This window comes from Streptomyces sp. Z423-1, assembly GCF_013009255.1.
GTDB classification, from domain to species: domain Bacteria; phylum Actinomycetota; class Actinomycetes; order Streptomycetales; family Streptomycetaceae; genus Streptomyces; species Streptomyces gossypiisoli.
Map to the genome: position 1 here is coordinate 535,013 of NZ_CP053109.1, position 25,447 is coordinate 560,459.

Annotated in this window: 24 protein-coding genes; 9 read left to right on the plus strand and 15 right to left on the minus strand. The window is 71.4% G+C overall.

What is annotated here, in order from left to right; all coding sequences use genetic code 11:
• The first annotated feature begins 136 nt into the window (after positions 1-136).
• Positions 137-1,372 (plus strand): glycoside hydrolase family 16 protein, encoded by a 1,236-nt coding sequence (locus tag HJD23_RS02505; protein WP_171114907.1) that lies wholly within the window; start codon positions 137-139, stop codon positions 1,370-1,372.
• 33 nt (positions 1,373-1,405) lie between these two features.
• On the opposite strand, the gene HJD23_RS02510 is transcribed toward HJD23_RS02505, so the two are convergent.
• The gene (locus HJD23_RS02510; RefSeq protein ID WP_171114905.1) at positions 1,406-1,642 is read right to left on the minus strand and encodes a hypothetical protein; all 237 of its coding nucleotides are present in this window, start codon (positions 1,640-1,642) and stop codon (positions 1,406-1,408) included.
• Between the two features lie 79 nt (positions 1,643-1,721).
• Positions 1,722-2,531, minus strand: coding sequence for an SDR family oxidoreductase (locus tag HJD23_RS02515; protein ID WP_171114902.1), 810 nt, complete (start codon positions 2,529-2,531; stop codon positions 1,722-1,724).
• A 136-nt stretch (positions 2,532-2,667) separates the two neighbouring features.
• On the opposite strand from HJD23_RS02515, the gene HJD23_RS02520 reads away from it, so the two are divergent.
• The 3 genes from HJD23_RS02520 (at position 2,668) to HJD23_RS02530 (ending at position 5,986) form a co-directional block, all read left to right on the plus strand.
• Positions 2,668-3,702, plus strand: a complete 1,035-nt coding sequence (locus HJD23_RS02520) for a PHP domain-containing protein (RefSeq protein WP_171114900.1) — start codon at positions 2,668-2,670, stop codon at positions 3,700-3,702.
• Positions 3,703-3,949: 247 nt separating this feature from the next.
• Entirely contained in the window at positions 3,950-4,612 is a 663-nt protein-coding gene (locus HJD23_RS02525; protein ID WP_171114898.1) for an HAD family hydrolase, read from the plus strand.
• A 345-nt stretch (positions 4,613-4,957) separates the two neighbouring features.
• Complete coding sequence (locus HJD23_RS02530) at positions 4,958-5,986, plus strand: SDR family oxidoreductase (RefSeq protein WP_171114895.1); 1,029 nt, start codon at positions 4,958-4,960, stop codon at positions 5,984-5,986.
• Positions 5,987-6,014: 28 nt separating this feature from the next.
• On the opposite strand, the gene HJD23_RS02535 is transcribed toward HJD23_RS02530, so the two are convergent.
• Entirely contained in the window at positions 6,015-6,281 is a 267-nt protein-coding gene (locus tag HJD23_RS02535) for a hypothetical protein (RefSeq protein ID WP_171114893.1), read from the minus strand.
• A gap of 83 nt (positions 6,282-6,364) precedes the next feature.
• Complete coding sequence (locus HJD23_RS02540) at positions 6,365-7,654, minus strand: ROK family transcriptional regulator (protein ID WP_171114891.1); 1,290 nt, start codon at positions 7,652-7,654, stop codon at positions 6,365-6,367.
• 432 nt (positions 7,655-8,086) lie between these two features.
• On the opposite strand from HJD23_RS02540, the gene HJD23_RS02545 reads away from it, so the two are divergent.
• The 4 genes from HJD23_RS02545 to HJD23_RS02560 all read left to right on the plus strand — a co-directional run bounded on the left by HJD23_RS02545 (position 8,087) and on the right by HJD23_RS02560 (position 12,350).
• On the plus strand, positions 8,087-8,581 hold the full coding sequence (locus tag HJD23_RS02545; protein WP_171114890.1) for an FBP domain-containing protein: 495 nt from the start codon (positions 8,087-8,089) through the stop codon (positions 8,579-8,581).
• Positions 8,582-8,632: 51 nt separating this feature from the next.
• Complete coding sequence (locus tag HJD23_RS02550; protein ID WP_171114889.1) at positions 8,633-9,886, plus strand: FUSC family protein; 1,254 nt, start codon at positions 8,633-8,635, stop codon at positions 9,884-9,886.
• A gap of 46 nt (positions 9,887-9,932) precedes the next feature.
• The gene (locus tag HJD23_RS02555) at positions 9,933-10,958 is read left to right on the plus strand and encodes a hypothetical protein (protein ID WP_171114887.1); all 1,026 of its coding nucleotides are present in this window, start codon (positions 9,933-9,935) and stop codon (positions 10,956-10,958) included.
• A 132-nt stretch (positions 10,959-11,090) separates the two neighbouring features.
• Positions 11,091-12,350 (plus strand): lactonase family protein, encoded by a 1,260-nt coding sequence (locus HJD23_RS02560; RefSeq protein WP_171114886.1) that lies wholly within the window; start codon positions 11,091-11,093, stop codon positions 12,348-12,350.
• Here HJD23_RS02560 and HJD23_RS02565 read toward each other — a convergent pair.
• The 11 genes from HJD23_RS02565 to HJD23_RS02615 form a co-directional block, all read right to left on the minus strand.
• On the minus strand, positions 12,318-13,043 hold the full coding sequence (locus HJD23_RS02565; protein ID WP_171114884.1) for a DUF2470 domain-containing protein: 726 nt from the start codon (positions 13,041-13,043) through the stop codon (positions 12,318-12,320). The genes HJD23_RS02560 and HJD23_RS02565 overlap by 33 nt on opposite strands.
• 89 nt (positions 13,044-13,132) lie before the next feature.
• Positions 13,133-13,963 (minus strand): pentapeptide repeat-containing protein, encoded by an 831-nt coding sequence (locus HJD23_RS02570; RefSeq protein WP_171114882.1) that lies wholly within the window; start codon positions 13,961-13,963, stop codon positions 13,133-13,135.
• Between the two features lie 31 nt (positions 13,964-13,994).
• Positions 13,995-14,738, minus strand: coding sequence for a PIG-L deacetylase family protein (locus tag HJD23_RS02575; RefSeq protein WP_171114880.1), 744 nt, complete (start codon positions 14,736-14,738; stop codon positions 13,995-13,997).
• A gap of 79 nt (positions 14,739-14,817) precedes the next feature.
• Positions 14,818-16,125 (minus strand): alpha/beta fold hydrolase, encoded by a 1,308-nt coding sequence (locus tag HJD23_RS02580; RefSeq protein WP_171114878.1) that lies wholly within the window; start codon positions 16,123-16,125, stop codon positions 14,818-14,820.
• Positions 16,126-16,286: 161 nt separating this feature from the next.
• Positions 16,287-17,312 carry a LacI family DNA-binding transcriptional regulator gene (locus HJD23_RS02585; RefSeq protein ID WP_171114876.1) on the minus strand — a complete coding sequence of 342 codons (1,026 nt, stop codon included), beginning with the start codon at positions 17,310-17,312 and terminating at the stop codon, positions 16,287-16,289.
• An 83-nt stretch (positions 17,313-17,395) separates the two neighbouring features.
• Positions 17,396-18,826, minus strand: a complete 1,431-nt coding sequence (locus HJD23_RS02590) for a BNR repeat-containing protein (RefSeq protein WP_171114875.1) — start codon at positions 18,824-18,826, stop codon at positions 17,396-17,398.
• A gap of 52 nt (positions 18,827-18,878) precedes the next feature.
• Positions 18,879-19,199 (minus strand): L-rhamnose mutarotase, encoded by a 321-nt coding sequence (locus HJD23_RS02595; RefSeq protein WP_171114872.1) that lies wholly within the window; start codon positions 19,197-19,199, stop codon positions 18,879-18,881.
• An 18-nt stretch (positions 19,200-19,217) separates the two neighbouring features.
• Positions 19,218-20,300 carry a rhamnose ABC transporter substrate-binding protein gene (gene rhaS / locus HJD23_RS02600; RefSeq protein ID WP_171114870.1) on the minus strand — a complete coding sequence of 361 codons (1,083 nt, stop codon included), beginning with the start codon at positions 20,298-20,300 and terminating at the stop codon, positions 19,218-19,220.
• Between the two features lie 31 nt (positions 20,301-20,331).
• Positions 20,332-21,321, minus strand: a complete 990-nt coding sequence (locus HJD23_RS02605; RefSeq protein ID WP_171114868.1) for an ABC transporter permease — start codon at positions 21,319-21,321, stop codon at positions 20,332-20,334.
• Entirely contained in the window at positions 21,314-22,354 is a 1,041-nt protein-coding gene (locus tag HJD23_RS02610; protein ID WP_171114866.1) for an ABC transporter permease, read from the minus strand. The genes HJD23_RS02605 and HJD23_RS02610 overlap by 8 nt, the downstream gene beginning before the upstream one ends.
• 124 nt (positions 22,355-22,478) lie before the next feature.
• The gene (locus HJD23_RS02615; RefSeq protein ID WP_171114864.1) at positions 22,479-23,993 is read right to left on the minus strand and encodes a sugar ABC transporter ATP-binding protein; all 1,515 of its coding nucleotides are present in this window, start codon (positions 23,991-23,993) and stop codon (positions 22,479-22,481) included.
• 251 nt (positions 23,994-24,244) lie between these two features.
• On the opposite strand from HJD23_RS02615, the gene rhaI reads away from it, so the two are divergent.
• Positions 24,245-25,411: an L-rhamnose isomerase gene (rhaI, locus tag HJD23_RS02620; RefSeq protein ID WP_171114862.1), complete on the plus strand. Its 1,167-nt coding sequence runs from the start codon at positions 24,245-24,247 to the stop codon at positions 25,409-25,411.
• Positions 25,412-25,447 lie beyond the last annotated feature (36 nt).

Genomic DNA, 25,447 nt, shown 5'->3' on the forward strand with positions numbered 1-25,447 from the left:
CGACTCCGGCCCCAACTTCTGGTCTGTACCAAGGTATTGACGCGCCCTTACCTCATCTCTTAAATCAAGGGGAATCCTTCACCCCCCACCTCAGTCGGCGTGCCCGTGCGCGGGACGCCGTACGGAAGGGAAGGCCGTGGCTTCCCCACGACTGCTCCGCAGATGCCTGCTCGGCGCGCTGTCCGCCGTGCTGCTCGCCTCCGCCGCCGTCGCCGCGCCCGCCCAGGCGGAGCCGGCCGGTGTCCGGGCGGTGACGTTCTCCGACACCTTCGACGGTCCCGCCGGTGCGGCGGTCGACTCCTCGAAGTGGCAGATCGAGACCGGCGACAACGTCAACAACCACGAGCGGCAGTACTACACGTCCGGCACCGACAACGCCGCGCTCGACGGCCGGGGCCATCTGGTGATCACCGCCCGGAAGGAGAACCCGGCGAACCACCAGTGCTGGTACGGACGCTGCGAGTACACCTCGGCCCGGCTGAACACCGCCGGGAAGTTCACCGCGCAGTACGGGCACGTCGAGGCCCGGATGAAGATCCCGCGCGGGCAGGGCATGTGGCCGGCGTTCTGGATGCTCGGCCATGACCTGGGCGACGTCGGCTGGCCGGACTCGGGCGAGATCGACATCATGGAGAACGTCGGCTTCGAGCCCTCCACGGTGCACGGCACGATCCACGGCCCCGGCTACTTCGGCTCGGGCGGCATCGGCGCGGCCTACTCCCTGCCGAACGGGCAGGCCTTCGCGGACGGCTTCCACACCTTCGCCGTCGACTGGGCACCCGACTCGATCACCTGGTCCGTGGACGGCACCGTCTACCAGCGCCGCACCCCGGCCGACCTGGGTGGGAGGCAGTGGGTGTTCAACAAGCCGTTCTTCCTGATCCTCAACCTCGCGGTCGGCGGCTACTGGCCGGGCGACCCGGACGGCTCCACCGTCTTCCCGCAGCAGCTGGTGGTGGACCACGTGTCCGTGACCACGAGCGACTCGACGACCGGCCTGGCGATCCGAGGTCTGGCGGGCAAGTGCGTGGACGTCGCCGGGGCGAGCTCCGCCAACGGCACCCCCGTACAGCTCTACGACTGCAATGGCACCGCCGCCCAGCGGTGGACGGTGGGCACCGACGGCACGATCCGGGCGCTCGGCAAGTGCCTTGACGTCACGAGCGGCGGCACGGCGGACGGCACGGCCGTCCAGCTGTGGGACTGCAACGGCAGCGCCGCCCAGAAGTGGGTCGTCACCGCGGCACGCGACATCGTCAACCCGCAGGCCGACAAGTGCCTGGACGTCACCGGCAACAACGCGGCCAACGGCACGCGGCTGCAGATCTGGACCTGCACGGGCGGCGCCAACCAGAAGTGGACGGTGGGCTGAGCGCAGGCCCTAGCGGGGTTTCCAGGTGAAGCCCTAACGGGGTTTCCAGGTGAACTTGTCGCCGCCGACCCAGCGCACCACGTCCGGGTCATCCAGGTCGTGGACCGTGATGCCGAAGGCGGCGGCAGTCTCCAGAACGTCGGTGACGGCACGCGCCGCACCGACCACTTCACCATCGATCTCCACGATGCGGAACGGCGGACTGCCGGGCTGGACGCCGAGCACCATGATCCGCGGATGGGAGATGTAGGGGCTCGCGATTTCGGTCATGTCATAGAGCCTAGAGCGGATCCGGCCATTGTGGCCCCTGTGCGGTGGCCGCATACCGACGCCCAGGGCCGGTGCGGGCTCAGGGGCGCCGCCAGTCGTCCGCGGTCAGGTGGGAGCCCGCCTGCGGGCCCATGCGGAGCATGCCGCCGTCGACGGTCCACGAGGCGCCGGTGACGTACGAGGCGTCGGGGCCGGCGAGGAAGGCGATCACGGCCGCGACCTCGCGCGCGTCGCCCGGCCGCCCCAGCGGCACGCCGGGGCGCCGCTCGGTGCGGACGTCCATGTCCTCCTGGCCGGTCATGGGCGTGGCGATCTCGCCGGGCGCGACGGCGTTGACGGTGATGCCGTGCTCGGCGAGTTCCAGGGCCATGACCTGGGTGAGCAGGCCGAGGCCGCCCTTGGCCGCGCAGTACGGCGCGGCGCCCACCCGGGGCTGGTGCTCGTGCACCGACGTCACGTTGACGATCCGGCCCCCGTCGCCCTGCCGGATCATGTGCCGTGCCGCCCGCTGCCCGCACAGGAAGGGGCCGACCAGGTCGACGTCGAGGACCTCGCGCACCGTGGCGAGCTCCAGGTCGAGGAAGGGCGTGGCCGTGCCGATTCCGGCGTTGTTGACCAGCACGTCCAGCCGGCCGAGCGCCCCGCACAGCTCGTCGACGGTGTCCGCGGCCTCGGGCAGCCGTGTGAGATCCATCCGGGCCAGGGCCGCCCGCCTGCCTTTGGCCCGCACCTCCTCGGCGGTCTCCTCGGCGCCCTTCTCGTCGCTGTGCCAGGTGATGCCGACGTCCAGCCCCGCCTCGGCCAGCCGTACGGCGGTGGCGCGTCCGATGCCCGAGTCGGCGCCGGTGATCAGGGCGACCTTGGGATGCGGTGCGGTGGGGGCGGTCATGAAGGCCTCCGGCTGGACGACGTACAGGACGAGGCATCGCAGTACCCCGACGCGTACCGGACAAACCGCCCGTTGCCCGCCGTGCGGCCCCCGTGGGGCTGGGGAACCCTGGAGGGTGACCCCGGAGGAGGTGGCGATGGATCCCGTCGAGGCACTGGGGCGGATCGCCTTCCTGCTGGAGCGGTCGCTGGCGCCGACGTACCGCGTCCGTGCCTTCCGCACCGCCGCCCGCGTGGTGGCCGAGCTGCCCGAGGACGAGTTGCGGGCGCGGGCGGCCGCGGGGTCGCTGGAGTCCCTCAAGGGCGTCGGCCCGAAGACGGCGCAGGTGGTGCGGGAGGCGCTGGCCGGGCAGGTGCCGGGCTATCTGGCGCAGCTGGAGGGCGAGGCCGGGCAGGAGCGGCCGGCGCGGGGCGGGGAGCGGTTGCTGGCGCGGCTGCGCGGGGACTGCCATGTGCACTCCGACTGGTCGGACGGCGGCAGCCCGATCGACGAGATGGGCCGGGCCGCGGCGGCGCTCGGCCACGAGTGGACGGCGCTCACCGACCACTCCCCCAGGCTGACGGTGGCGCGCGGGCTGTCGGCCGAGCGGCTGCGCGAGCAGCTGGAGGTGGTGGCCGCCCTCAACGCGACTTGGGCGCCGTTCCGGCTGCTCACCGGCATCGAGTGCGACATTCTGGAGGACGGCTCGCTGGACCAGGACCCGGAGCTGCTCGCGCGGCTGGACGTCGTGGTGGTGTCCGTGCACTCCAAGCTGCGCATGGACGCCCGCTCCATGACCCGCCGCATGGTGCGGGCCGTCCGCGATCCGCACGCCGACATCCTCGGGCACTGCACCGGGCGGCTGGTGACCGGGCGGGGGCGGCCGGAGTCGGAGTTCGACGCGGAGGAGGTGTTCGCCGCGTGCGCCGAGTCCAGCACGGCGGTGGAGATCAACAGCCGCCCCGAACGGCTCGACCCGCCCCGGCGGCTGCTGCGTCAGGCGCTGGCCGCGGGCGTGCTCTTCTCGGTCGACACCGACGCGCACGCGCCGGGGCAGCTGGACTGGCAGATCAACGGCTGTGCCCGGGCGGAGGAGTGCGGGATTCCGGCGGAGCGGATCGTGACCACCTGGTCGGCCGACGAGCTGCTGGCCTGGACGCGGGAGGGGCGGGTACCGGCCGGGGTGGGATGAGGCCAGGTGCCCGCTTGGCGGGCCGGTCGCGTGGTACTCGTGCGCGTGGTACTCGTGCGCGTGGTACTCGTGCGCGTGGTACTCGTGCGCGTGGTACTCGTGCGCGTGGTACTCGTGCGCGTGGTACTCGTGCGCGTGGTACTCGTGCGCGTGGTACTCGTGCGCGTGGTACTCGTGCGCGTGGTACTCGTGCGCGTGGTACTCGTGCGGCTGATGGGCCGATGCGGAAGGGAGCGGAAGGACCGCCATGGATCGCGCCGCCGTGTTCGACGTCGACGGAACGCTCGTCGACACCAACCATCTGCATGTCGCGACCTGGTGGGAGGCCTTCCGGCAGGCGGGCCATCGCATCCCGATGCACGCCATCCACCGGGCGGTGGGCCTGGCGTCGTCGGACCTGATCGCGCATCTGCTCGGCGACGACCGGGACAAGGACCGGGACGACGAACTGAGCTGCGCCCACAAGGTCCTCTACGGGCAGTACTTCGACCGGCTCCCCGCGCTTCCCGACGCCGGCCGGCTCCTGCGCAGGCTGCACCGGGACGGCTGGAACGTGGTGCTCGCGACCTCGGCGGGCGGCGCCGAGCTGACCGCGCTGCGCCGCGCGATCGACGCGGACGAGGCGATCACCGCGACGGCCAGCGCCGACGACGTGGAGGAGGGCAAGCCCTCACCCGAGCCCGTAGAGCGCGCCCTGGAACTCGCCGGTGTGCCCGCCGAGCGGGCGGTGTTCGTCGGCGACACCGTGTGGGACATGCGGGCGGGCAGGCGCGCCGGGGTGCGATGCGTGGGCGTGCTGTGCGGCGGGATTCCACGGGCGGACCTGGAGGAGGCCGGTGCGGACGCCGTCTACGACGATCCCGCTCATCTGCTGGCATCCCTGCCGGAGCTGAGCGTCCCGGCAAGGTGACGCGGATCACGGCAGTTCGGGGCGCGCGACGGAACACCCGAGGACGGTTGCCCGTTGAACAGACCGTGGGTGCGGATGGGACAGTGTCCCCGGGCCTCACCTTTTGCCCACAGGGACGATCGTTCGGCTGAAGCCCTGTGGAGCCTTTCGCCGAGAGGCGACCGCCATCCGCGCCCACCCCAGTACCGCCCCGACCGGAATCCCCCGTCCGGTCGGGGCTTTCTCATGCGTGTGCTCATACGCGTTCTCGCACCGTTCTCGTACGCGTTCTCGTACGCGTACGGGCGGCCGCGGCCGGGTACTCGGTGCCCTCCGCAGGAGGAGTACGCCCGAGAGGAGCCGAACGTGAGCAGCGAAGCGGGCAGCAGGATCGTGGTCACGGGCGCCACCGGCAACGTAGGCACCAGCGTGGTGCGCCTTCTGTCCGAGGATCCGCAGGTCGGGTCGGTACGGGGCCTGGCGCGCCGGCTCCCCGAGTGGTCGCCGCCGAAGACCGACTGGGCGGCGGTCGACGTGGCCTCCGAACAGACCGATCTCGTCAAGGAGTTCCTCGGCGCCGACGCCGTGGTCCATCTGGCCTGGGCGTTCCAGCCGACGCACGACCCGGCCGCCACCTGGCGCACCAACGTGCTGGGCAGTATCCGCGTGTTCGACGCGGTCGCCTCCGCGGGCGTGCCCACCCTCGTCCACGCCTCCTCGGTGGGCGCGTACTCGCCGGGGCCCAAGGACCACGCCGTCGACGAGTCCTGGCCGACGCACGGCTGGCCGGACGCCGCGTACTGCCGGGAGAAGGCCTATCTGGAACGCACCCTCGACACCTTCGAGCGCGATCACCCCGGGATCCGGGTGGTGCGGATGCGGCCCGCGTTCCTGTTCAAGCGGGAGTCGGCGAGCGAGCAGCGGCGGATCTTCGGCGGCAGGTTCCTGCCGGGGCCGCTGGCGCGTCCCGAGCTGCTGCCGTTCCTGCCGGACATCCCCGGACTGCGGGTGCAGGCGCTGCACACCGACGACGCGGCCCGGGCGTACCAGCTGGCGGTGGGCAAGGAGGTGCGGGGCGCCTTCAACCTCGCGGCCGAGCCGCCGGTGGACGCGGCGCTGCTCGGCGAGCTGCTCGGCAGCCGCCCGGTCCGGCTGCCGAAGACCGCGGCCCGCTCGGCGATCGCCGCCGCGTGGGGGCTGCACCTGTTGCCGGCCTCCCCGCACCTCTTCGACGCCGTGCTGCGGCTGCCGCTGATGAACTGCACGCGCGCGCAGACGGAACTGGACTGGCGGCCGACGCGCACGGCGAACGAGGTGATCGAGGAGTTCCTCCAGGGGCTCCAGCAGGGGGCGGGGGCGCGGACGGAGCCGTTGCAGGGTCGGAAGGTGGGCTGAGCGCCCTTGGGCGAGGCGGCGATGCGTGTCAGTCCGGTGACTCGTCCGGTGCCGGGTGCTCGGGGTGGACGGTGGCCGGCTGCGGGGCGCCCTGTCTGCCCGAGCCCGCCTCGTCCGTGTCGGGCACGTCGGCGGCGGCCCGGTCTTCCTCAGCACCCTCGGCGCCCTCGGCGCCCTTCGCCTCCTTGGACAGCTCCCAGGGGTCCTCCTCGTCGGCCATGGCCTGCTGGTCGGGCAGGTCACGCGGTACGGGATCGGGGCTGCGGCCCGGCTCCTCATCGCGGTGGTCGGTCACGACGTGCTCCCTTCTGGCGTCCGAGACCCACGCGAGTACCTCCGGGAACGGCGGCGAAACCGCACGTCGCGGCCATCACCCGCTCAGTGCGACGCCCGTTCCTTCAGTACGGCGCGCCAGGCCGGCGGCGGTCCTTCCGGTACGGGCTCGGGGCGGCGGCCACCGCGGGCGAAGAAGTCGGCCAGCGGCAGGATCGCCGCACCGACGGTGACCGCGTCGGGCCCGAGCCGGCCCAGCTCAATCGTGACCTTCTCGGCCGGATACCGCAGGGCGTACGCCGCCGCGTGCCGGCGTACGGCGGGCAGGAACCCGGCGCCGAGCTGGAGGCCCGCCCAGCCGCCGATGAGGATCCGCTCCGGCTGGAAGAGGTTGATCAGGTCGGACAGGCCCGCGCCCAGGTACTCGGCGGTCTCCTCCAGCACGGCCAGGGCCGCCGGGTCGGCCGCGCCGCCCTCGGGCGGGTAGGCGGCGGCCAGCATCGCGGTGAGCGCGGTCTCCTCGTCGGTGTCCTGGGGCGGGCGTCCGCCCTCCTCGTGCCAGCGCTCCAGCAGCGACTCGGCGCCCGCGTAGGCCTCCAGGCAGCCGAGCGCACCGCACCGGCAGCGGCGCCCTCTGACCCGTACCGTCAGATGGCCCCACTCGACGGCTCGCCCGTGCTCCACCTCGGGGGTGACGAGACAGGCGCCGACGCCGGTGCCGAACAGGACGACGACCGCGTTGCGGGCGCCGCGTCCGCCGCCGAACCACATCTCGGCCTGGCCGAGCGTCTTGGCGCCGTTGTCGATGAAGTACGCGGCCGTCTCGGGGAGTCGGGAGGTGGCACGGAGCAGCGCCTCCAGCGGGACCGCGTCCCAGCCGATCGTCTGGCCGTGCACGACGGCGCCCCGGTCCGGAGTGCGTTCGACGATGCCGGGGACGCCTATTCCCACGCCGAGCAGTTGCTCGGGAGCGACGTCCGCGGCGGCGAGCACCCCGGCGACGCCGTCGCGGATGTGGCCGACGATCACCTCGACGTCGTACCGTTGCTGCTCCAACGGCCGTTCGGCGCGGGCCAGTTCGGTGAGGGTGAGGTCGAACAGCTCGATGCGCACCCGCGTCTCGCCGACGTCGACGCCGATCATGTGGCCGCTGCCGGGCGCCACCCGCAGCAGCGTGCGTGGGCGGCCGCCGTCGGAGTCGACGCTGCCCGCCTCCTCCACCAGTCCGTCGGCGACCAGGTCGGCGACGACGTTGCTGACGGAGCCCGAGCTGAGGCCGGTCGCCGGACCGAGCTCGAAGCGGCTGAGCGGGCCGTCGAAGTACAGCCGTTGCAGCACGGCCGTCCGGTTGGCCCGCCTGAGGTCGCGCACTGTGCGCCCGTTCCGCCCCGCCATGTGGCTCCTTCCGAACCCCTGCCCGACCGGCACACACCTGGCCGGGCCATCGAGGGGATGTTACTCCAACCCTTAATTCAGGCCGTGAGCCAAGCGGGGCGGAACTCGGTGCTGGATGCGGGTGGTCAGCACGCGGCGTACACGTCCTCGACGTAACGCCCGTCCGCGACCAGCCCAGTCGAGCCACTCGGGGCTGCCGCATCGGCGCCCGGGGTGCGCTCCCGGTACAGAGTACGGAACGCCTCCCGCGCGCCCAGCGCCCTCCTGGCCCGGCCTCGGCGGCGATGCGGCGCTGCACGAACGTCACCCCGCCCCAAAAAACCAGTGGCTTCGCCGCGCCGCGGCTTTCTAACCTAGGCGAAAACCTAGGGCCCCTAGGTTTCGGAGGCCGCCCTCGCGGCCCCTCCCGGCGACGCCCCAGGAGGCACCCCCATGAAACCGCTCACCGAGCAGGACATCCGCGGCTCCTTCATCAACTGCTCCAAGGGAGAGGCCAAGCGACTGGCCGTCCCGCGTGACCTCGCCGACCGCCCCTGGGACGACCTGGACTTCCTGGGCTGGCGAGATCCCGGGGCACCCGACCGCAGCTACCTCGTGGCCGAACGCGAGGGGCGCCCCATAGGAGTCACCCTGCGCTTCCCGCCCCCGCAGCGCGGCTATCTGCACCGCAGCCTGTGCTCGCTCTGCCTCACTGGCCACCCCCGCGGCGGCGTCTCCTTGATGACGGCCCGCAAGGCGGGCGCGGCGGGCCGCGAGGGCAACTCCGTCGGCGTCTACATGTGCGCCGACCTCGCCTGCTCCCTCTACGTCCGCGGCAAGAAGATCTCGGAATCCGGGGCGCGCTTCGAGGAGAGCCTGACGCTGGAGGAACAGATCACCCGGACGACGGGCAATCTGTTCTCCTTCCTCGACAAGCTGTCCGCCTGAGAAGGTGGACGACACGTTCGGTGCCGCAGGTGACGGGGAACAGGCCAAGGGATGCGAGTGGAACGAGACTGGTCGGCGTACCGCGCGCGCCTGACGAAGTTGCGACGCGACCCCGTGGTCGTTCAGACGCTGCGGTCGACGGTCGCGGCGACCGTCGCGTACGTCATCGCGCTGCGGCTGAGCCCCGAGGCCGCGCCGCTCACCGCGCCGCTGACGGCGCTGCTGGTCGTCCAGGTCACCCTCTACGCCACCCTCACCAACGGCGTCCGCCGGGTGAACTCCGTGGTGGCGGGCGTCCTCGTCGCCATTGCCTTCAGCATGCTGGTGGGCCTGACCTGGTGGAGCCTCGCCCTGGTGATCCTGGCCGCGCTGGCCGTCGGGCACCTGGTACGGGTCCACGAGTACGTGCCCGAGGTGGCGATCAGCGCGATGCTGGTGCTCGGCGTCACCACCGTCGGCGACACCGCCTGGGCGCGGATCGTCGAGACGCTGATCGGCGCGGTCGTCGGGCTCTCCTGCAATCTGCTGCTGGCACCGCCGGTGTGGGTGGGCGAGGCCGGTGAGTCGATCGAGGGGCTGGCCCGCCGGATGCGGCAGCTGATGCTGCGGGTCGGCGAGGAGACGGGAGGCCACACGCCCGTCGAGTACGCGGCCGAGCGCCTGCACGAGGCACGCCGGCTCGACCACGACATCGTGCAGGTGGACGCGGCCCTGCGGCAGGCCGAGGACAGTCTGCGGTTCAATCCGCGAGTGCGGGAGGGGCTGCTGCACCGGGTGGTGCTGCGCACGGGCCTCGACACGCTGGAGATCTGCACGGTGGTGCTGCGGGTCATCGCCCGCACCCTCACGGACCTGGCGAAGGAGCGGGATCCGGAGCCGCTGTTCAAGGGCGAGACCGGGTCCGTCGTGGAGCAGTTGCTGTCCGAGATCGGCGACGCGGTGGTGAGCTTCGCGGTGCTGGTCACCACCAGCGTCAGCGCGAGCGCCGAGTCGGCGGAGGAACGGCTCGCCGCCGAGCTGCACACGGCCGCGGCCACCCGCGACAAGCTGGCCCAGCTCCTGCTGGAGGAGGTCCAGCGCGACGCGCGCGAGTGGCAGCTGTACGGCGCCGTGCTCACCGAGGTCAACCGCATCCTCGACGAACTCGACACCGAGCACCGCTCGCGCCGGCTCCTGGAGGAGCTGGACCGCCACACGCGTGAGCAGCGCGAACGCATGCCGCGGCTGACCCGGCTGCGCGAGCGCCTGGGCGTTCAGGAGCAGCTGTGGCGGAACCGCACCGGGGCCGGCGGGCGTTCTTGGTGAGGGAGTGCCGGGACTCGATCCGGCACGGGACGGGAGGGGCGTGCGGATGAGCGACACCACCGTGCGGATCGACGGAAACACGCTGCGCCTGCCGGGGGGTGCGGCGGTGCGCTTCATCCGCACGCTGCGCCTGCCGGAGACGGGCACGCATCCCCTGCCGCCCGGCCTCGGCGAGTTCCCGATCCGGCGGGTGGCGGACCACGCGGACACGGTGCCCGAGCAGTGGCTGGCACGCGGTGGTGTGATGCTGCCGGTGTATCTGCGCGAGGCGATGTGGCTGAGCTTCGCGGGCACCACCGAGCCCGCCGCCCTTCAGGTCGGCGTGGGCAAGGTGTGCGCGGTCTCGGGCCGGCCGTGGAGCGACCGGCTCGCCCGGGATCCGCAGAACTACGTCGTGCTGCCGCGTCAGCCCTGGCTGGACGGCATCAACTCCGGCAAGGGCACGGTCCGCCAGTTCGTGGCGGTGCCGCTCGGCCTCGGCGCGACCGTGGAAGGGCAGGTCACGGGCGAGGAGGTGTGGGGCGGCGTCCAGCTGCAGTCCTTCCCGCTGAACGACGCGGCGCTGGCCGCCTGGCGTGAGGAGGAGCGGCGCAGGGCGGAGCGTTCGCGGGCGATGCCCCTCGCCCCGCCGAGCTACGGGGCCGCGATGGCGGCTCCCGCGGCGGCGCCCGGCCGTGCGCCACGGGCCGCCGCGGCGATGGGCCTCGGCGTCGGCGGCTCGATGCGCCAGGAGGTCTACCGGGACGACCGGCCGCTCACGGACTGGGCCGAGCGGCCCGCCGGGCGGGTCTTCGTCCACCTGGTGACACCGCCGGAGTGGCGCCGGATCACCGGCGAGGCTCCCCCGCCGTCGCCCGTGGACCGTGCGGCGTACACGCGCGCGGGACTGCCCTGGTACGACTACTACGACCAGGAGGCGGAGGATCTCGCCGCCCCGGACACGCTCTCGACGGTCAAGCCCGTCGGCGACTGGCTCGGCGACGACCACGAGCCCTGGCAGGAGCCCGCGCCGCACCAGGTGCAGCCGCTGAAGGACGCGCCGGGCATGCCGGTCACGGACGGGGACTGGTAGACCCGCACTCCGTTGCACTGTATGCATCGCCGGTTGCCGTTCTTGCACTTGGTGGGCGATCCGCGTCAAGGTGGCTGTCACGCCCGGGACCACCGACGAGTTCCGGGGCGGGCGACGAGCTGAGGTGCGGAGATGAGCAGGGATGCGCGGGCGCGCGGCGGCTGGAGCAGGCGGCGCTTCGTCGGAGCCGTCACAGGGACGGCGCTGTCGGCGTCGACCGCCTGCGGGACCCGGCCGACCTCCGAGACGCCCGCCGAGCACAGCTCGCCGACCGCCACGGGCGAACCGACCTCCACGGACGAGCCGAACGCCGTGACCGAGCCGACCTCCACGGGCGAGCCGACCGCCGCGGGCAAGCCGACCGGCCCCCGCCCGCTCTACCTCGGCACCTACACCTCCGTCGAGGACGGCGGCACGGGCATCGGCCTGGCGACCTACGATCCGGCGACGGGCCGTATCACCGGGACGGGCACCCTCACCGGCGTGGCAGATCCGTCGTATCTGGCGGTGCATCCGGACGGCCGCACGCTGTACGCGGTGAACGAGCGCGAGAACGGTGCCGTGACCGCCGTACGGCTGGCCGACCAAAAGGTCCTCGGCAGCCGCGGCACGGGCGGCGCGGCCCCCTGCCATCTGTCCGTGCACCCGAGCGGACGCTGGCTGCTCAGCGCCAACTACACCTCCGGCAGCGTCGCCGTGCACCCGATCGAGGCCTCGGGCGCGCTCGGCGAGCGCACCGACGTGGTCACGCACTCCACTCCGGCGCCGGGGCCCGGCCAGGAGGGGCCGCACGCCCACCAGTTCGTCACGAGCCCGGACGGCCGCCACGTCCTCGCCGTCGACCTCGGCACGGACACCGTCTACACCTACCGCCTCGATCAGAACAAGGGCACGCTCCGCGAGGTCGCGCGGGCGCACACCCGGCCGGGGGCGGGTCCGCGCCACCTCACCTTCCACCCCCGCGGCCGGCACGCCTATCTGGCCAACGAGGTCGACAACACGGTCGCCGTCTGCGTCTACGACCCGGCGACCGGGCGTCTGACGATCGGCGAGCCCCAGTCCACCGGGACCGGCGAGGGTACCTCCTACCCGGCGCAGATCCTGGTGACCGCCGACGGCGCGTACGCGTATCTCGCCAACCGGGGCCACAACAGCCTGGCCCGCTACGCGGTGGAGGCGGACGGCGCCCGGCTGCGGCTGCTCGGCACGGTTCCGGTCGCGGGTGACTTCCCTCGGCAGATCGCCTTCTCCCCGGACGGGCGGCTGCTGTTCGCGGCGAACCAGAGGTCCGGCAGCGTCAGCGTCTTCCGCGTGGACGGCGACAGCGGCGGACTGCGGCTCGCCGGCGAGCCGTTCGCCTCACCCGTCGCCGTCTGTGCGCTGCCGCTGTAGCGCGCGGGGGCAGGAGGCGGCGCTCGCCTGCGCGAGCAGCACGTGCATGCGTTCGGTGAGCTGCGCGACCGCGTCGGCGGGCGTGTGGAAGGGCAGCCGTACGTCGCCGTGGGCGCGGCGGCGTTCGATGCGCAGCGTCAGTCCGTGGCGGTCGACGGCGAGTGGCTGGACGCGCACCACGCCGTGCAGGCTGCCCGGTTCGACGAGCCGGGTGAGCCGCTCGACCGCGTCGGGGTGGGCCTCGGCCAGGTGGGTCAGCAGCCGGGCCTCGGCGGTGGCCAGCGGGTCGGGCGAGGCGGCGGCGAACTCGTCGAGGTCGATCACCACGGCACCGGACGGCCGGCGCAGCACCACGCGGGTGGCCTGGAAGGCGAGGTGGCCCTCCTCGATGGCCAACCAGCCGGCCAGCCAGAGCCGGGCCCGGATGCGGTTCCGCATCGGGACGGGTGCGACGTCGGCGAACTCCAGGACGGCGGACGGCTCGCCGCGGGGGGCGCAGATGGCGGCCGCGAGCAGGGCGCTGTCCTCCGGCACGTGCAGGAGGATCCGGCCGTCCTCCGCCACGGTGTGCGCGCCGACGAGGTCCTCGCGCACGCCCTCGGCGGTCACCGCGCACGACCACGAGGTGGCGAGCACCGATCGGGCCCGTTCCGCCGCGGCGGGCGCGGCCGTCCAGGCTTGGCTGTCACCCATCCCAGTTCCTCCTCATTAGGTAAGGCTCACCTAACCTACCGAAGATCCGGGCGTGCGCCAACCACGGGTGCCCACCGGTTTCCTGTGCGTCAGTGAAGGGCCGTCCAGTGCGCGGGCCGTGACACGGTCTCCGGCAGCTTGGTGCCGGCCGTGCCCCGGGCCGCGTTGAGCTGAGGCTGGGTCAGGAAGAACACCCCGGTCAGATCGGCGTCCGAGAGGTCGGCGTCCCGCAGATCGGCGCCGATCAGGTCCGCGCCGCGCAGATCCGCGCCGGTCAGGTCCGCGGCGATGAGATAGGCACCACGCAGGTTCGCGCCCCGCAAATCGGCGCCTTTGAGCCGGGCCCCGATCAGATCCGCGCCCCGGCGGTCCTTCTTCCGGCCCCGCGTGCCTGCGCGGGCCAGCTCACTGGTCTTGAGGAGCAGGACGTCGACCTGCTGCCGATGGGCGCCGACATCCAGTGCGGCGAGCTCCTGCGGGCTCTGCCGCGCGAGCCGCTCGGTGTCCTCCAGGGCCCGGCGCAGATCGGCGTGGACCGGGCGGGCGGCGGGCAGGGCGAGGGCCTCGGTGAGGTACCAGAGCAGCTCGTGCAGCTGCCGTACGACGGGGAACACGTCGAACATCCGCCGGGCGTGCTCCCGGGAGCCGGTGCGCCAGTCCTGCCCGCCGAAGGTGACCTGCGAGACGCGCTGTCCGGCGCCGAAGCAGTCGTAGACCGTGCAGCCCGTGAAGCCCTGCTGCCGCAACTCGGCGTGGATACCGCAGCGGTGGTCGCCCCGCAGGTTGGGGCAGGGCTTCCCGGCCTCCTTGTCCAGCGCGAAGCCGGCCGAGGCGGCGAAGGGCAGGGCCACACAGCAGAGGCCGAAGCAGTTGGCGCAGTCTCCGCGCAGGTCGGCGAGGTCACCGGGGTGATCGTGCATGCCGACAGCCTAATGACCCGCCCACCGAGTCCTAGCGGCTGAACAGCTCGAACGCCACCGCGGGTCGGCCCCCGAACCGCTCCCCTGTGCTCTTCGCGTATCCGGTCAGGAAACCCCGCACGTAGGATTCCGGGTCCTCGTCCGTCAACGCCTCGATGTACGCGCGGTGTTCGAGCAGGGAGCGCACCGCGCGCTCCATGCCGGGCGTGGCATCCACAGCGTGGGTCGGGGTGCTGGATCCGGCGACCGCGACCCAGCGGACGCCGTTCCAGGGTTCCAGGCCCTGTTCGGCCAGCTCCGGGAAGATCCACCGGTTGCCCGCGTCGCCCGCCGCGTCGAGCGTGGCGCGGCCCACGGCCACGTGGTCCGGGGTGTTCCAGGCGACACCGCCCCAGGTGTCCCGGTGGTTGAGGGTGATCACCAGCCCGGGCCGGTGCCGGCGGATGGCGGCGGCGATGTCCCGGCGCAGGGCGGTGCCGTACTCGACGACACCGTCCCGGTGGTCGAGGAACTCCACCACCGACACCCCGACGACCGCCGCGCTCGCCCGCTGCTCGCGCTCCCGCAGCGGGCCGCACCGCGCGGGCTCCAGCGTGTCGATGCCCGCCTCGCCACGGGTGGCCAGGACGTACGCCACCTCACGGCCGCCGTCGGTCCAGGCGGCGATGGCCGCCGTGCAGCCGTATTCAAGGTCGTCCGGGTGCGCCACGACGGCCAGGGCGCGCTGCCAGTCGTCGGGCATGGGCTTCAGCTGAGGAGGCGTCGGCTCGGTCATGCCCGCACACTAGCCCGCAGGTCCGACATCACGCCCCCGACCGGCAGTCCGGGACCGTCGGCACACCTCCCGAGGCACCTCACGCCTCGTCACGCGCCAGGGCCAGGAGCCGGTCCAGCACCCGGGGCCCGCCCGCACGCACGCCGTCGTGTTCGAACTCGTCGGTGACCCAGGTGCGCAGGCCCCGGACGGTACGGGCGGTCTGCAGCGCGTGGGCCGTGTCGACGTACATGTCGTCGTGGTAGATCGCCGCCGCGACCGGCACCTCGTTGGCGGCGAGACGAGCGGGGTCGTACAGGGGCCGCCAGCCGGTGTGGGCGGCGAGGAGTTCGGCGGTCTCGCGCAGCGGGCGCAGCGCCGGGTCGCAGTCGAACATCCAGGGGTGGATCGTTTCTCCGGTGAACAGCACCGGCCCGTCACCCGCGAGGGACTTGGCGGCGTCGAACTGCGGGAACTCGCCGCGCACCCGCTCGGCCGACCAGGCGGTGGGCCGGCCGTCCTGGCCGTAGATCGCCTCGTGGACGAGCGCGTACAGCGGGTGTCCGGCGTACGACAGCAGGCCCTGCACCTCCTCCTGGAACGCGTCGGAGAGGACCGTGCCCTGCGGCGTGCGGACGAAGGCGTGCTCCAGGAGGTAGTGCAGCCGGTGGCTGCCCTCGCCGCCGCCGAGCAGGATGCCGAGGGACTGGAAGGCCTCGACGGTGAGCCGGTAGCCGTTCGGGAGGACGACGTCGTGGGTGAGCAGGTGGTCGGCGATCCGGCGGACCCGCTCGACGTCCTGCGGGTAGCGGGCGTAGTGCGCGGTGACCTTGCGCTCGATACGCGGATAGGCGGCGCGGTAGACGTCGTCGGCGTGCGCGTCGAGGGAGGGCAGGCCGCCGGTGATGACGGCGGTGGCCAGGCCCTCGGGGGCGGTGGAGAGGTAGTTCACCGTGCAGAAGCCGCCGAAGCTCTGGCCGAGGACGGTCCAGGGCGCGCCGCCGGTGACCTCGCGCCGGACGGTCTCGCAGTCGCGGACGATCGCGTCGGCGCGGAAGTGCGTGAGGTAGGCGGCCTGTTCGGCGGGGCCGCCGCGCAGCGGGAGCGTCTGGCGGTTGGCGGGGGTGGAGTGGCCGGTGCCGCGCTGGTCGAGCAGCAGGACGCGGTACTCCTTCAGGGCCCGGCCGAGCCAGGCCTGCTTTCCGACGAAACGGTTCGCCCCGAAGCCGGGGCCGCCCTGGAGGTAGAGCAGCCACGGCAGGTCCTGCCCCTGCCCCGCCTTGTCGCTCGCGACGACCTCGCGGGCGTACAGCTCGATCGTCTCCCCGTGCGGGTCGTCGTGGTCGAGGGGCACGGTGAAGTGGCGGTCGGTGAGGACGATGCCGGGCTGGCGGTAGCTGAGGCTCAACGGGGCTCCCGGGGCGGACGACGGTGCGGACCGCGTCCCAGTTCAGCACATCGCGGGCCGCCCGCCACCGCCGGGGATCATGAACGGCTGCTGAACGCGGGTTCAGTGGCTCAATCCCTGCGGTGCTGAACGCCGAGTCAGTGACCGGTCCGGGCGGTGGTTCAGCGACCGGACAGGCTGGAGCGGCGTACCACCAGTTCCGGCTGGAGCACCACCCGGCGGTGTTCGTGCCGGGACGGGCCGTTCTCCGTCTCCGTCTCCTCCAGCAGGAGTTCGGCGGCCAGCGCGCCCATCGTGACGGCGGGCTGGCGTACGGAGGTGAGCGGTACGGCGGCCGCCGCGGCGAACTCGATGTCGTCGTAGCCGACGATGGCGAGGTCGTCGGGGACGCCGACGCCGGCCGCGTACATGGCCTGCAGGACGCCGAGCGCGAGCAGGTCGTTGGCGCAGAAGACGGCGGTCGGACGGTCGGCGAGGCCGAGCAGCCGGGCGCCGGCGTCCCGGCCGGCGGCGACGTCGAGCCGCTCGGTGGGCAGCTCGCGCAGCGCGTCGGGGCCGAGGCCCGCCTCGGCGAGGGCGTTCAGGGCGCCGGTGCGGCGGTCGCGCACCTGGTTGAGGCCGGGCGGGCCGCTGACGTACGCGATGGAGCGATGCCCGGCGTCGATCAGATGGCGTACGGCGAGGGCGCCGCCCGCCACGTCGTCGACGGAGACGGAGCACTCGGTGGTGCCCTCGGCGACCCGGTCGACGAGGACGAAGGGGATGTTGTGGCGCCGGAACGTCTCGATGTTGCGGCCGGTGGCGTCGGCCGGCGTCAGCAGCACGCCCCGCACCCGCTGCTCGGCGAAGAGCGACAGGTAGTCGGCCTCCTCGCTCGCGCTCTGCGCGCTGTTGCAGACCATCACGCCGAGGCCGGCGTCGCGCGCGGCCCGCTCGGCGCCGCGCGCCACGTCCACGAAGAAGGGGTTGCCCATGTCGAGGACGAGCAGCCCCATGATCCGGCTGCGGCCCGCGCGCAGCTGGCGCGCGGACTCGCTGCGGACATAGCCCAGCCGTTCTATCGCGGACTGCACCCGCGCCCGGGTCTCCATCGCGACCGTGTCGGGACGGTTGATGACGTTCGACACCGTGCCGACGGAGACTCCGGCGGCGCGGGCGACGTCCTTGATACCCACCGACTGGGTCATCGGTCAGGGACCTCCAGAGAGACGTGGACAACGTGGGGCGGCGGGAAGGCACATTACCGTCAAGCCGCCCACAAGGGCTGCGATCAGGCAGGCAGGCGGAAGTTGAGGTTACGCAGCGCCGAAGGCGTCGTACCGCTGGACTTCTCCTGGTACATGATCGACAGGAAGTGGTCCTGCCCGACCCGCGTCTCGTCGATCACGACCTCGCCGAACGCGTTCAGACCCGCGGTGACGCCGTCGTACAGCATCGTCCAGTCCGTGTACCCCGAGGCCTTGGAGGCTCCCGCGATCCGGCAGAACGGGAAGATCGCGTACGCGTTGTCGTACTTGTCCAGGATCAGCTTGGTGCGCTGGCTGGAGTTCAGCGGGACCGGGATCTCCGTCTTCTGCCAGGTGCCCGAGGAGTTCTTGCGGACGTGGAAGGCGCGGCCGTTGGCGGTGCGGTCGGCGACGTAGTTCGTGGTGCACTGCCCGAAGCGGCCGGGGACGTAGCTGATGATCGCGTGCGGCAGGCCGGCCGAGTCCGTGAACTGGCTCTCCTGGTTCATCAGGGAGTGGTCCGGGTTCAGCGGGTCGACGACGAGTCCGCTGTCGGTGACGGCGACCCTGTTGGAGCCGCCGGTCGTACCGACGACGGTGCCCGCGTTGTTGCGCCAGGTGCGGCCGCGGTCGTCGGAGTAGACGTAGCCGGTGTCGTGGTTGGTGATGCCGCCGCCGGAGCACATCACGGCGCCGTTCTGCTCGCGCCAGGTGAAGAAGGAGTGCAGGCGACCGTTCCTGTCGTAGTCGATGCCGTGCAGGTACATGTTCCGAGCGGTCGAGGAGCCGTGCTCGCTGGTGTACGTACCGGTGGAGCTGGTCCACTCGCCGAGGTTGGTCCAGGTCGAACCGTCGTATTCGGCGAGGGCGTTGCGGCCGTTGCCGGAGACGGCGACCCGGTAGCTGAGCTGGAGCCTGCCCTCGGGGGTGGAGATGAACTGCGGGTAGGTGAACTGCGAGGTGAGGGCGAGGCCGTCCAGGGTGGACTGGGGGGCACCGAAGCGGGCCGCGGTCCAGCTCATCCCGTCCGGGTTGTCCATCAGGCCGGCGACCGACTTGACGTAGGTGAAGCCGTCGCTGTGGGAGTCCATGTTGAGGTGCAGGCGGCCGTCGACCTTGGACAAGCCCATGGAGATGACGTTGTGCGAGTCGTTGTAGCGGAGGGTGTGGCCGACCTTGACGGTCTCCCAGGTGCTGGAGGGGAACTTGCGGCGGCCGACGACCGCGTTGCGGTCGGCGGTGTACCAGACGGCGTACTGGTAGCCCTTGTAGGTCAGCAGGCCGTTCTTCTGGAAGGCGTTGTTGTTGACCAGGCCGTCGTACGACACGAAGTAGATGGCCTGTGTGTCGAGGGTGGTGGTGCCGGTCAGGGTGACCGAGGGGCCGGGGTCGGCGGCTCGGGCGGTACCGGAGGCGATGACGGGGGTCATGACGGTTCCGGCGAGTGCGGCGCCCAGCAGGGTGCGTCTCTTCATCTCGGGTGACTCCATTGTCGGCGAGGTGCGGGCAGGGCAGATACAGCGGGGATCAGGCGAGGTGGAAGACCTCGGTGAGCGGCTTCATCGCCTCGTCGGGGCGGGCACCGTCGAGGGACTCGAAGAACTCGCCCATCTCGGCCTGCCAACGGGCGTTGACCTCGGTGGCCTCCATCCCGGCGAGGGCGGCCGCGAAGTCCTCGGTCTCCAGATAGCCGACGAGCAGTCCGTCGTCGCGCAGGAAGAGCGAGTAGTTGTGCCAGCCGGTGGCCGAGAGCGCTTCGAGCATCTCCGGCCACACGGCGGCATGGCGTTCGCGGTACTCCGCGATCCGGTCCTGGCGGACCTTGAGCAGGAAACAGACGCGCTGCATGAAGTACCGCCCCCGGAACTAGAAGTTGTACTGGTCGATGTTGTCGGCGTCGAACACGGTCGGCTTGCCGAGGCTGATCACACCGTCCTTGCCGATGGTGTACTGGCCCATGTCGCCGGCGGTGAAGGTCTCGCCCTCCTTGCCGGTGATCTGGCCCGACACCAGCGCGACGGCGGTACGGGCGGCCAGCTCACCCAGCTTCGCCGGGTCCCACAGCTCGAACGCCTCGACGGTGCCGTTCTTGACGTACTTGCGCATGTCGTTGGGGGTGCCGAGGCCGGTCAGCTTGACCTTGCCCTTGTACTTCGAGCCGGACAGGTACTGGGCGGCGGCCTTGATGCCGACGGTGGTCGGGGAGATGATCCCCTTCAGGTTCGGGTACTCCTGGAGCAGGCCCTGCGTCTGCTGGAAGGACGCCTGCGCGTCGTCGTTGCCGTACGCGACCTTGACCAGCTTCATGTCCTTGTACTTCGGATCCTTGAGCTCGTCCTTCATGAACTCGATCCAGGTGTTCTGGTTGGTCGCGGTCTGCGCGGCGGACAGGATCGCGATCTCGCCCTTGTAGCCGATCTGCTCGGCGAGCAGCTGCACCTCGGTGCGGCCGAGGTCCTCGGCGGACGCCTGCGAGACGAAGGCGTTGCGGCACTCGGGCTTGGTGTCCGAGTCGTACGTCACGACCTTGATGTCGTTGCTCATGGCCTGCTTGAGGGCCGTGCACAGGGCGCCCGGGTCCTGCGCGGACACGGCCATCGCGTCGACCTGCTGCTGGGTGAGCGTGTTGACGTAGGAGACCTGCCCGGAGGTGTCGGTGGCGCTGGACGGGCCGACCTCCTTGTAGCTGGAGCCCAGCTCCTTCAGGGCCGCCTCGCCGCCCTTGTCGGCGGTGGTGAAGTAGGGGTTGTTGACCTGCTTGGGCAGGAAGCCGACGGTGAGGCCCTTCTTCAGCTCGGCGTTGGGGTTCGCCTCGCCGGCCGCGGCGGCCGAGCCGCCCTCGTTGGCGACGTCCTCCTTGGTGGTACCGCCGCAGGCGGTGAGGGCGAGGGCGAGAGACGTGGCGGCGGCGAGGGCCGCGGAGGCACGACGGAGGGATGACTTGCGCATGGCGATGGTCCTTTACAAGGGAAGGGCTGGGTTACGAGGTCGGAGTCGAGGCGGCTCTACGGCCCGCCCTCGCTACGGAGATCTGCCGTGCGACCCGGGGGCCGAGCACGGAAAGTACGAGCAGGACACCGGTGACGACGATCTGCGACTGGGCGGAGACGTCCTGAAGGCTCATGACGTTCTGCAGCGCACCGAGCAGGAAGACACCCGCGATCGCGCCGCCGAGCGTGCCCTTGCCGCCGTCGAAGTCGATGCCGCCGAGCAACACCGCCGCCACGACGGAGAGTTCGAGGCCCGTGGCGTTGTCGTAGCGGGCGCTGGCGTAGTGCAGCGCCCAGAAGATCCCGGTGAGTGACGCCATCAGGCCCGTCACCGTGAACAGGATCAGCTTCTGCCGCTTCACCCGGATCCCGGCGAACCGCGCGGCCTCCTCGCTCGCGCCGATCGCGAACACCGAACGCCCGAACGGCGTGGCATGCAGCATCACCACCGCGATCGCCAGCAGGACGAGGAAGGGCAGGAAGGCGTACGGGATGAACGTGTCGCCGATCCGCCCGGCCGCGAAGTCCAGGTACTGGGAGGGGAAGTCGGTCACCGCGTCCGAGCCGAGCACGATCTGCGCGATGCCCCGGTAGGCGGCGAGCGTACCGATGGTGACGGCCAGGGACGGCAGCCCGAGCCTGGTCACCAGCAGGCCGTTGATCAGCCCGCACACCACGCCGAGCAGCAGGCACAGCGGGATGATCGCCTCGATCGTCATGCCCTGGTTCCACAGGGCACCCATCACCGCGCCGGACAGCCCGGCGGTGGAGGCGACGGACAGATCGATCTCGCCGGAGACGACGAGCAGGGTCATCGGCAGGGCGATGAGGGCGATCGGCAGGGTGTTGCCGATCAGGAACGACAGGTTCAGGGCGTTGCCGAAACCGTCCACGAACCCGAACGACAGCAGCAGAACGACGATCAGCAGCGCGCCGACGACCGTGTCCCAACGGATCGCGCGCGTCAGGGACTCAGGCATGGCGGGCGTTCCTCTTCTTCAGGGCGGACGCCACACGCAGGGCGACCACACGGTCCACGGCGATGGCGAGGATGAGCAGGATGCCGTTGATCGCGAGCACCCATACCGAGCTGACGCCCAGCGCGGGCAGCACGCTGTTGATCGAGGTCAGCAGCAGCGCGCCCAGCGCGGCGCCGTAGACGCTGCCGGAGCCGCCGGTGAAGACGACGCCGCCGACGACCACCGCGCTGACGACGGTCAGTTCGTAGCCGGTGCCGGTGCCGGAGTCGACGTTGCCGAACCGGGCCAGGTACATCGCTCCGGCGAGCCCGGCGAGCGCCCCGCAGAAGGTGTACGCCGCCAGGATCCGCTTTCTGACCGGGATGCCGGCGAGCCGGGCGGCCTCGGGGTTGGAGCCGAGCGCGTACAGCTCGCGGCCGCTGCCGAAGTGCTTGAGGTAGTAGGCGGTGGCGATGAGAACCGCGAGAGCGATCAGCGCCAGCCAGGGCACCGCCCCGATGCCGCCGGAGCCGAAGTCGACGAATCCGCCGGGCAGGTCGGCCGCGGTGATCTGGCGGGAGCCGACCCAGATGGAGTCGATGCCGCGGATGATGTACAGCGTGCCCAGGGTCACCACCAGCGCGGGCACCTGGCCGAGGCTGACCAGCAGGCCGTTGAGCAGGCCGAAGGCGATACCCATCAGCACCGCCAGCAGCACGGCCACCACCGAGTTGCCGCCGCCCTGGAGATACGTACCGGCGGCGAAGGCGCTGATGCCGAGCGTGGAGCCGACGGACAGGTCGACGTTCCTCGTGATCACGACCAGGGACTGGCCGGTGGCGACCAGGACCAGGATCGTCGCGTTCAGCAGCAGGTCCTTGATGCCCTGCTCGGACAGGAACTCGCTGTTGCCCGCCTGGGTGACGGCGATCATCACCAGGAAGACGACCAGGATGGCGAGTTCGCGCATCTTGAAGACACGGTCGACGAGGCGGGTGCCGCTGGACTTGGGCACCTCTTCGGTCGACGTGGGAGTGGGTGCGGTCACCGTCATGCTGTGGCCCTCTTGTTCGCTTCTCCGCCCGCGCGGCGCAGAGGTGCGGGCATCGTGGTCGTCTGCGGCCCGGCGGCCGCGCGTGCTCCCCCACTGCCTGAAGGGCGTGGGAGGTACCCCCACCTCACGCGGCCCTCCCGGTGGCTGCGGCCATCACGGTTTCCTCGGTGGCGTCGGAGCGTGGGATCTCGGCGGTGACCCGGCCCTCGTGCATCACCAGCACGCGGTCGGCCATGCCGAGGATCTCGGGCAGGTCGGAGGAGATCATCAGGACGGCGACGCCGTCGGCGGCGAGCTGGGACAGCAGCCGGTGCACCTCCGCCTTGGTGCCGACGTCGATGCCGCGGGTCGGCTCGTCGACGATCAGCACCTTCGGCTGCGTGGCGAGCCACTTGGCGAGGACGACCTTCTGCTGGTTGCCGCCGGACAGGGTGGAGACGGCGTCGGCGATCCGGGCGTACTTGACCTGGAGCTTGACGGCCCAGTCGAGGGAACGGCTGCGTTCGGCGCCCCGGTCCATCAGGCCTGCCCTGACGGTCGTACGAAGTCCGGTCAGGCCGATGTTGCGCTCGATGGACATGTCCATCACCAGGCCCTGGGCGCGCCGGTCCTCGGGGACCAGGGCGAGCCCGGCAGCCATGGCGGTGGAAGGGGCGCCGTTGATGAGCTTGCGGCCGTCCACGGAGACTTCGCCCCCGTCCCAGCGGTCGATGCCGAAGACCGCTCGCGCCACCTCGGTGCGTCCGGCTCCCACGAGGCCCGCGAGGCCGACGATCTCACCGCGCCGGACCTCGAAGGAGACATCGGTGAAGACGCCCTCGCGGGTCAGCCGGCGCACGCTCAGCGCGACCTCGCCGGGGCGAACGTCCTGCTTGGGGTACAGCTCGTCGAGGTCGCGGCCGACCATACGGCGGACCAGGTCGTCCTCGGTCATGCCGTCGAGGAACTCGGAGGCGATCCAGGCCCCGTCGCGCAGGGTCGTGACCCGGCGGCAGATCTGGAAGATCTCCTCCAGGCGGTGCGAGATGAACAGGACGGCGGCGCCCTGCTCCTGCAGGGTGCGCACGACGCCGAAGAGGCGGGCGACCTCGCTGCCGGTGAGCGCGGCCGTCGGCTCGTCCATGATCAGGACCCGGGCGTCGAAGGAGAGCGCCTTGGCGATCTCGACGATCTGCTGGTCCGCGATGGACAGCCCGCGCGCCGGACGGTCGGGGTCGAGGTCGACGCCCAGGCGCTGCATCAGCGCCAGCGTCGCGGCGTGGGTGGCCTTGTGGTCGATGCGGCCGAGGGCGCGCCGCGGCCGGCGGCCCATGAAGATGTTCTCGGCGATCGACAGATCGGGGAAGAGCGTGGGCTCCTGGTAGATCACGGCGATACCGGCGTCACGGGCGTCGCCGGGGCCGTGGAAGACGACGGGCTCACCGTCGAGCAGCACGTGGCCGGCGTCCGGCCGGTGCACCCCGGCGAGCGTCTTGATGAGGGTCGACTTGCCCGCGCCGTTCTCGCCGGCGAGGGCGTGCACCTCTCCGGGGAACAGCTCCAGGGACACGTCCCGCAGGGCGCGTACCGCGCCGAAGGACTTGGAGATGCCCTTGAGCGCCACTACCGGGGCCGGCCCCGTGTCGGACGGGTGGGTCATGAGGGGCTCCTCGACGACGCGGCGCGGGCGGCAAGGCGGCCCGCACGGCGTCGTGAAAGGTTTCAACTGGATTGCCGGGACGTTAGGCGTGCCAGCCATGTCACGTCAATGGGTTCATGTCGAAAAGTTTTCGATAGGCGAAGGTCACGGCGGGATCACAAAGAAACGGGTTGGTCAGAGCGCTTGACACCCTTTGCAAGGGCTCATAGCTTGCCGTTCTGAATCGTTTCATCAAGCGCAGGAGCCCAGCAGTGACCGAACTCGCCGCGGTGAAGGCCGCGCTCAAGACCCAGGCAGTCGAGACGCCGTCGTGGGCGTACGGGAACTCGGGGACCCGTTTCAAGGTGTTCGCACAAGCCGGTGTGCCGCGCGATCCGCGGGAGAAGCTGGACGACGCGGCCAAGGTGCACGAGTTCACCGGCGTGGCCCCGACCGTCGCCCTGCACATCCCCTGGGACAAGGTCGACGACTACGCGGCGCTGGCGAAGTACGCCGGGGAGCGCGGGGTGAAGCTGGGGGCGATCAACTCCAACACCTTCCAGGACGACGACTACAAGCTCGGCAGCATCTGCCATCCGGACGCGGCGGTGCGGCGCAAGGCGGTCGATCATCTGCTGGAGTGCGTCGACATCATGGACGCGACGGGCTCCGCCGATCTGAAGCTGTGGTTCGCCGACGGGACGAACTATCCCGGGCAGGACGATGTGCGCGAGCGGCAGGACCGGCTGGCGGAAGGGCTGGCCGAGGTGTACGCGCGGCTGGGCGAGGGGCAGCGGATGCTGCTGGAGTACAAGTTCTTCGAGCCCGCGTTCTATACGACGGACGTGCCGGACTGGGGGACGGCGTACGCGCACTGTCTGAAGCTCGGGCCGAAGGCGCAGGTCGTGGTCGACACCGGTCACCATGCGCCCGGGACCAACATCGAGTTCATCGTGGCCACGCTGCTGCGGGAGGGGAAGCTCGGGGGGTTCGACTTCAACTCCCGGTTCTACGCGGATGACGACCTGATGGTGGGGGCGGCGGATCCGTTCCAGTTGTTCCGGATCATGTACGAGGTCGTGCGTGGGGGTGGGTTCGGCGCCGAGTCCGGGGTCGCGTTCATGCTCGATCAGTGTCACAACATCGAGGCGAAGATTCCGGCGATCATCCGGTCGGTGATGAACGTGCAGGAGGCCACGGCGAAGGCGCTGCTCGTTGATCGGGAGGCGTTGGCCGCGGCTCAGCGGGAGGGGGATGTGCTGGGGGCGAATGCCGTGCTGATGGATGCGTACAACACGGATGTGCGGCCGTTGCTCCGTGAGGTGCGGGAGGAAATGGGGCTGGGCCCCGACCCGCTTGCTGCGTATGCCCGTTCCGGGTGGGCCGAGAAGATTGTCGCTGAGCGTGTTGGTGGGCAGCAGGCCGGGTGGGGCGCGTGAGCGTCTGCCGGGTTCTGTCGTATGCGGGCTGCGGGT

What these genes read in the sequence shown, in the direction of transcription:
- HJD23_RS02590 (WP_171114875.1), bottom strand. Translation starts at nt 18,826, where the DNA reads ATGAAGAGACGCACCCTGCTGGGCGCCGCACTCGCCGGAACCGTCATG.
- HJD23_RS02550 (WP_171114889.1), top strand. Translation starts at nt 8,633, where the DNA reads ATGCGAGTGGAACGAGACTGGTCGGCGTACCGCGCGCGCCTGACGAAG.
- HJD23_RS02595 (WP_171114872.1), bottom strand. Translation starts at nt 19,199, where the DNA reads ATGCAGCGCGTCTGTTTCCTGCTCAAGGTCCGCCAGGACCGGATCGCG.
- HJD23_RS02610 (WP_171114866.1), bottom strand. Translation starts at nt 22,354, where the DNA reads ATGACGGTGACCGCACCCACTCCCACGTCGACCGAAGAGGTGCCCAAG.
- HJD23_RS02570 (WP_171114882.1), bottom strand. Translation starts at nt 13,963, where the DNA reads ATGCACGATCACCCCGGTGACCTCGCCGACCTGCGCGGAGACTGCGCC.
- HJD23_RS02555 (WP_171114887.1), top strand. Translation starts at nt 9,933, where the DNA reads ATGAGCGACACCACCGTGCGGATCGACGGAAACACGCTGCGCCTGCCG.
- HJD23_RS02520 (WP_171114900.1), top strand. Translation starts at nt 2,668, where the DNA reads ATGGATCCCGTCGAGGCACTGGGGCGGATCGCCTTCCTGCTGGAGCGG.
- HJD23_RS02615 (WP_171114864.1), bottom strand. Translation starts at nt 23,993, where the DNA reads ATGACCCACCCGTCCGACACGGGGCCGGCCCCGGTAGTGGCGCTCAAG.
- HJD23_RS02565 (WP_171114884.1), bottom strand. Translation starts at nt 13,043, where the DNA reads ATGGGTGACAGCCAAGCCTGGACGGCCGCGCCCGCCGCGGCGGAACGG.
- HJD23_RS02510 (WP_171114905.1), bottom strand. Translation starts at nt 1,642, where the DNA reads ATGACCGAAATCGCGAGCCCCTACATCTCCCATCCGCGGATCATGGTG.
- HJD23_RS02545 (WP_171114890.1), top strand. Translation starts at nt 8,087, where the DNA reads ATGAAACCGCTCACCGAGCAGGACATCCGCGGCTCCTTCATCAACTGC.
- HJD23_RS02515 (WP_171114902.1), bottom strand. Translation starts at nt 2,531, where the DNA reads ATGACCGCCCCCACCGCACCGCATCCCAAGGTCGCCCTGATCACCGGC.
- HJD23_RS02605 (WP_171114868.1), bottom strand. Translation starts at nt 21,321, where the DNA reads ATGCCTGAGTCCCTGACGCGCGCGATCCGTTGGGACACGGTCGTCGGC.
- HJD23_RS02540 (WP_171114891.1), bottom strand. Translation starts at nt 7,654, where the DNA reads ATGGCGGGGCGGAACGGGCGCACAGTGCGCGACCTCAGGCGGGCCAAC.
- HJD23_RS02560 (WP_171114886.1), top strand. Translation starts at nt 11,091, where the DNA reads ATGAGCAGGGATGCGCGGGCGCGCGGCGGCTGGAGCAGGCGGCGCTTC.
- HJD23_RS02525 (WP_171114898.1), top strand. Translation starts at nt 3,950, where the DNA reads ATGGATCGCGCCGCCGTGTTCGACGTCGACGGAACGCTCGTCGACACC.
- HJD23_RS02585 (WP_171114876.1), bottom strand. Translation starts at nt 17,312, where the DNA reads ATGACCCAGTCGGTGGGTATCAAGGACGTCGCCCGCGCCGCCGGAGTC.
- rhaS (WP_171114870.1), bottom strand. Translation starts at nt 20,300, where the DNA reads ATGCGCAAGTCATCCCTCCGTCGTGCCTCCGCGGCCCTCGCCGCCGCC.
- HJD23_RS02575 (WP_171114880.1), bottom strand. Translation starts at nt 14,738, where the DNA reads ATGACCGAGCCGACGCCTCCTCAGCTGAAGCCCATGCCCGACGACTGG.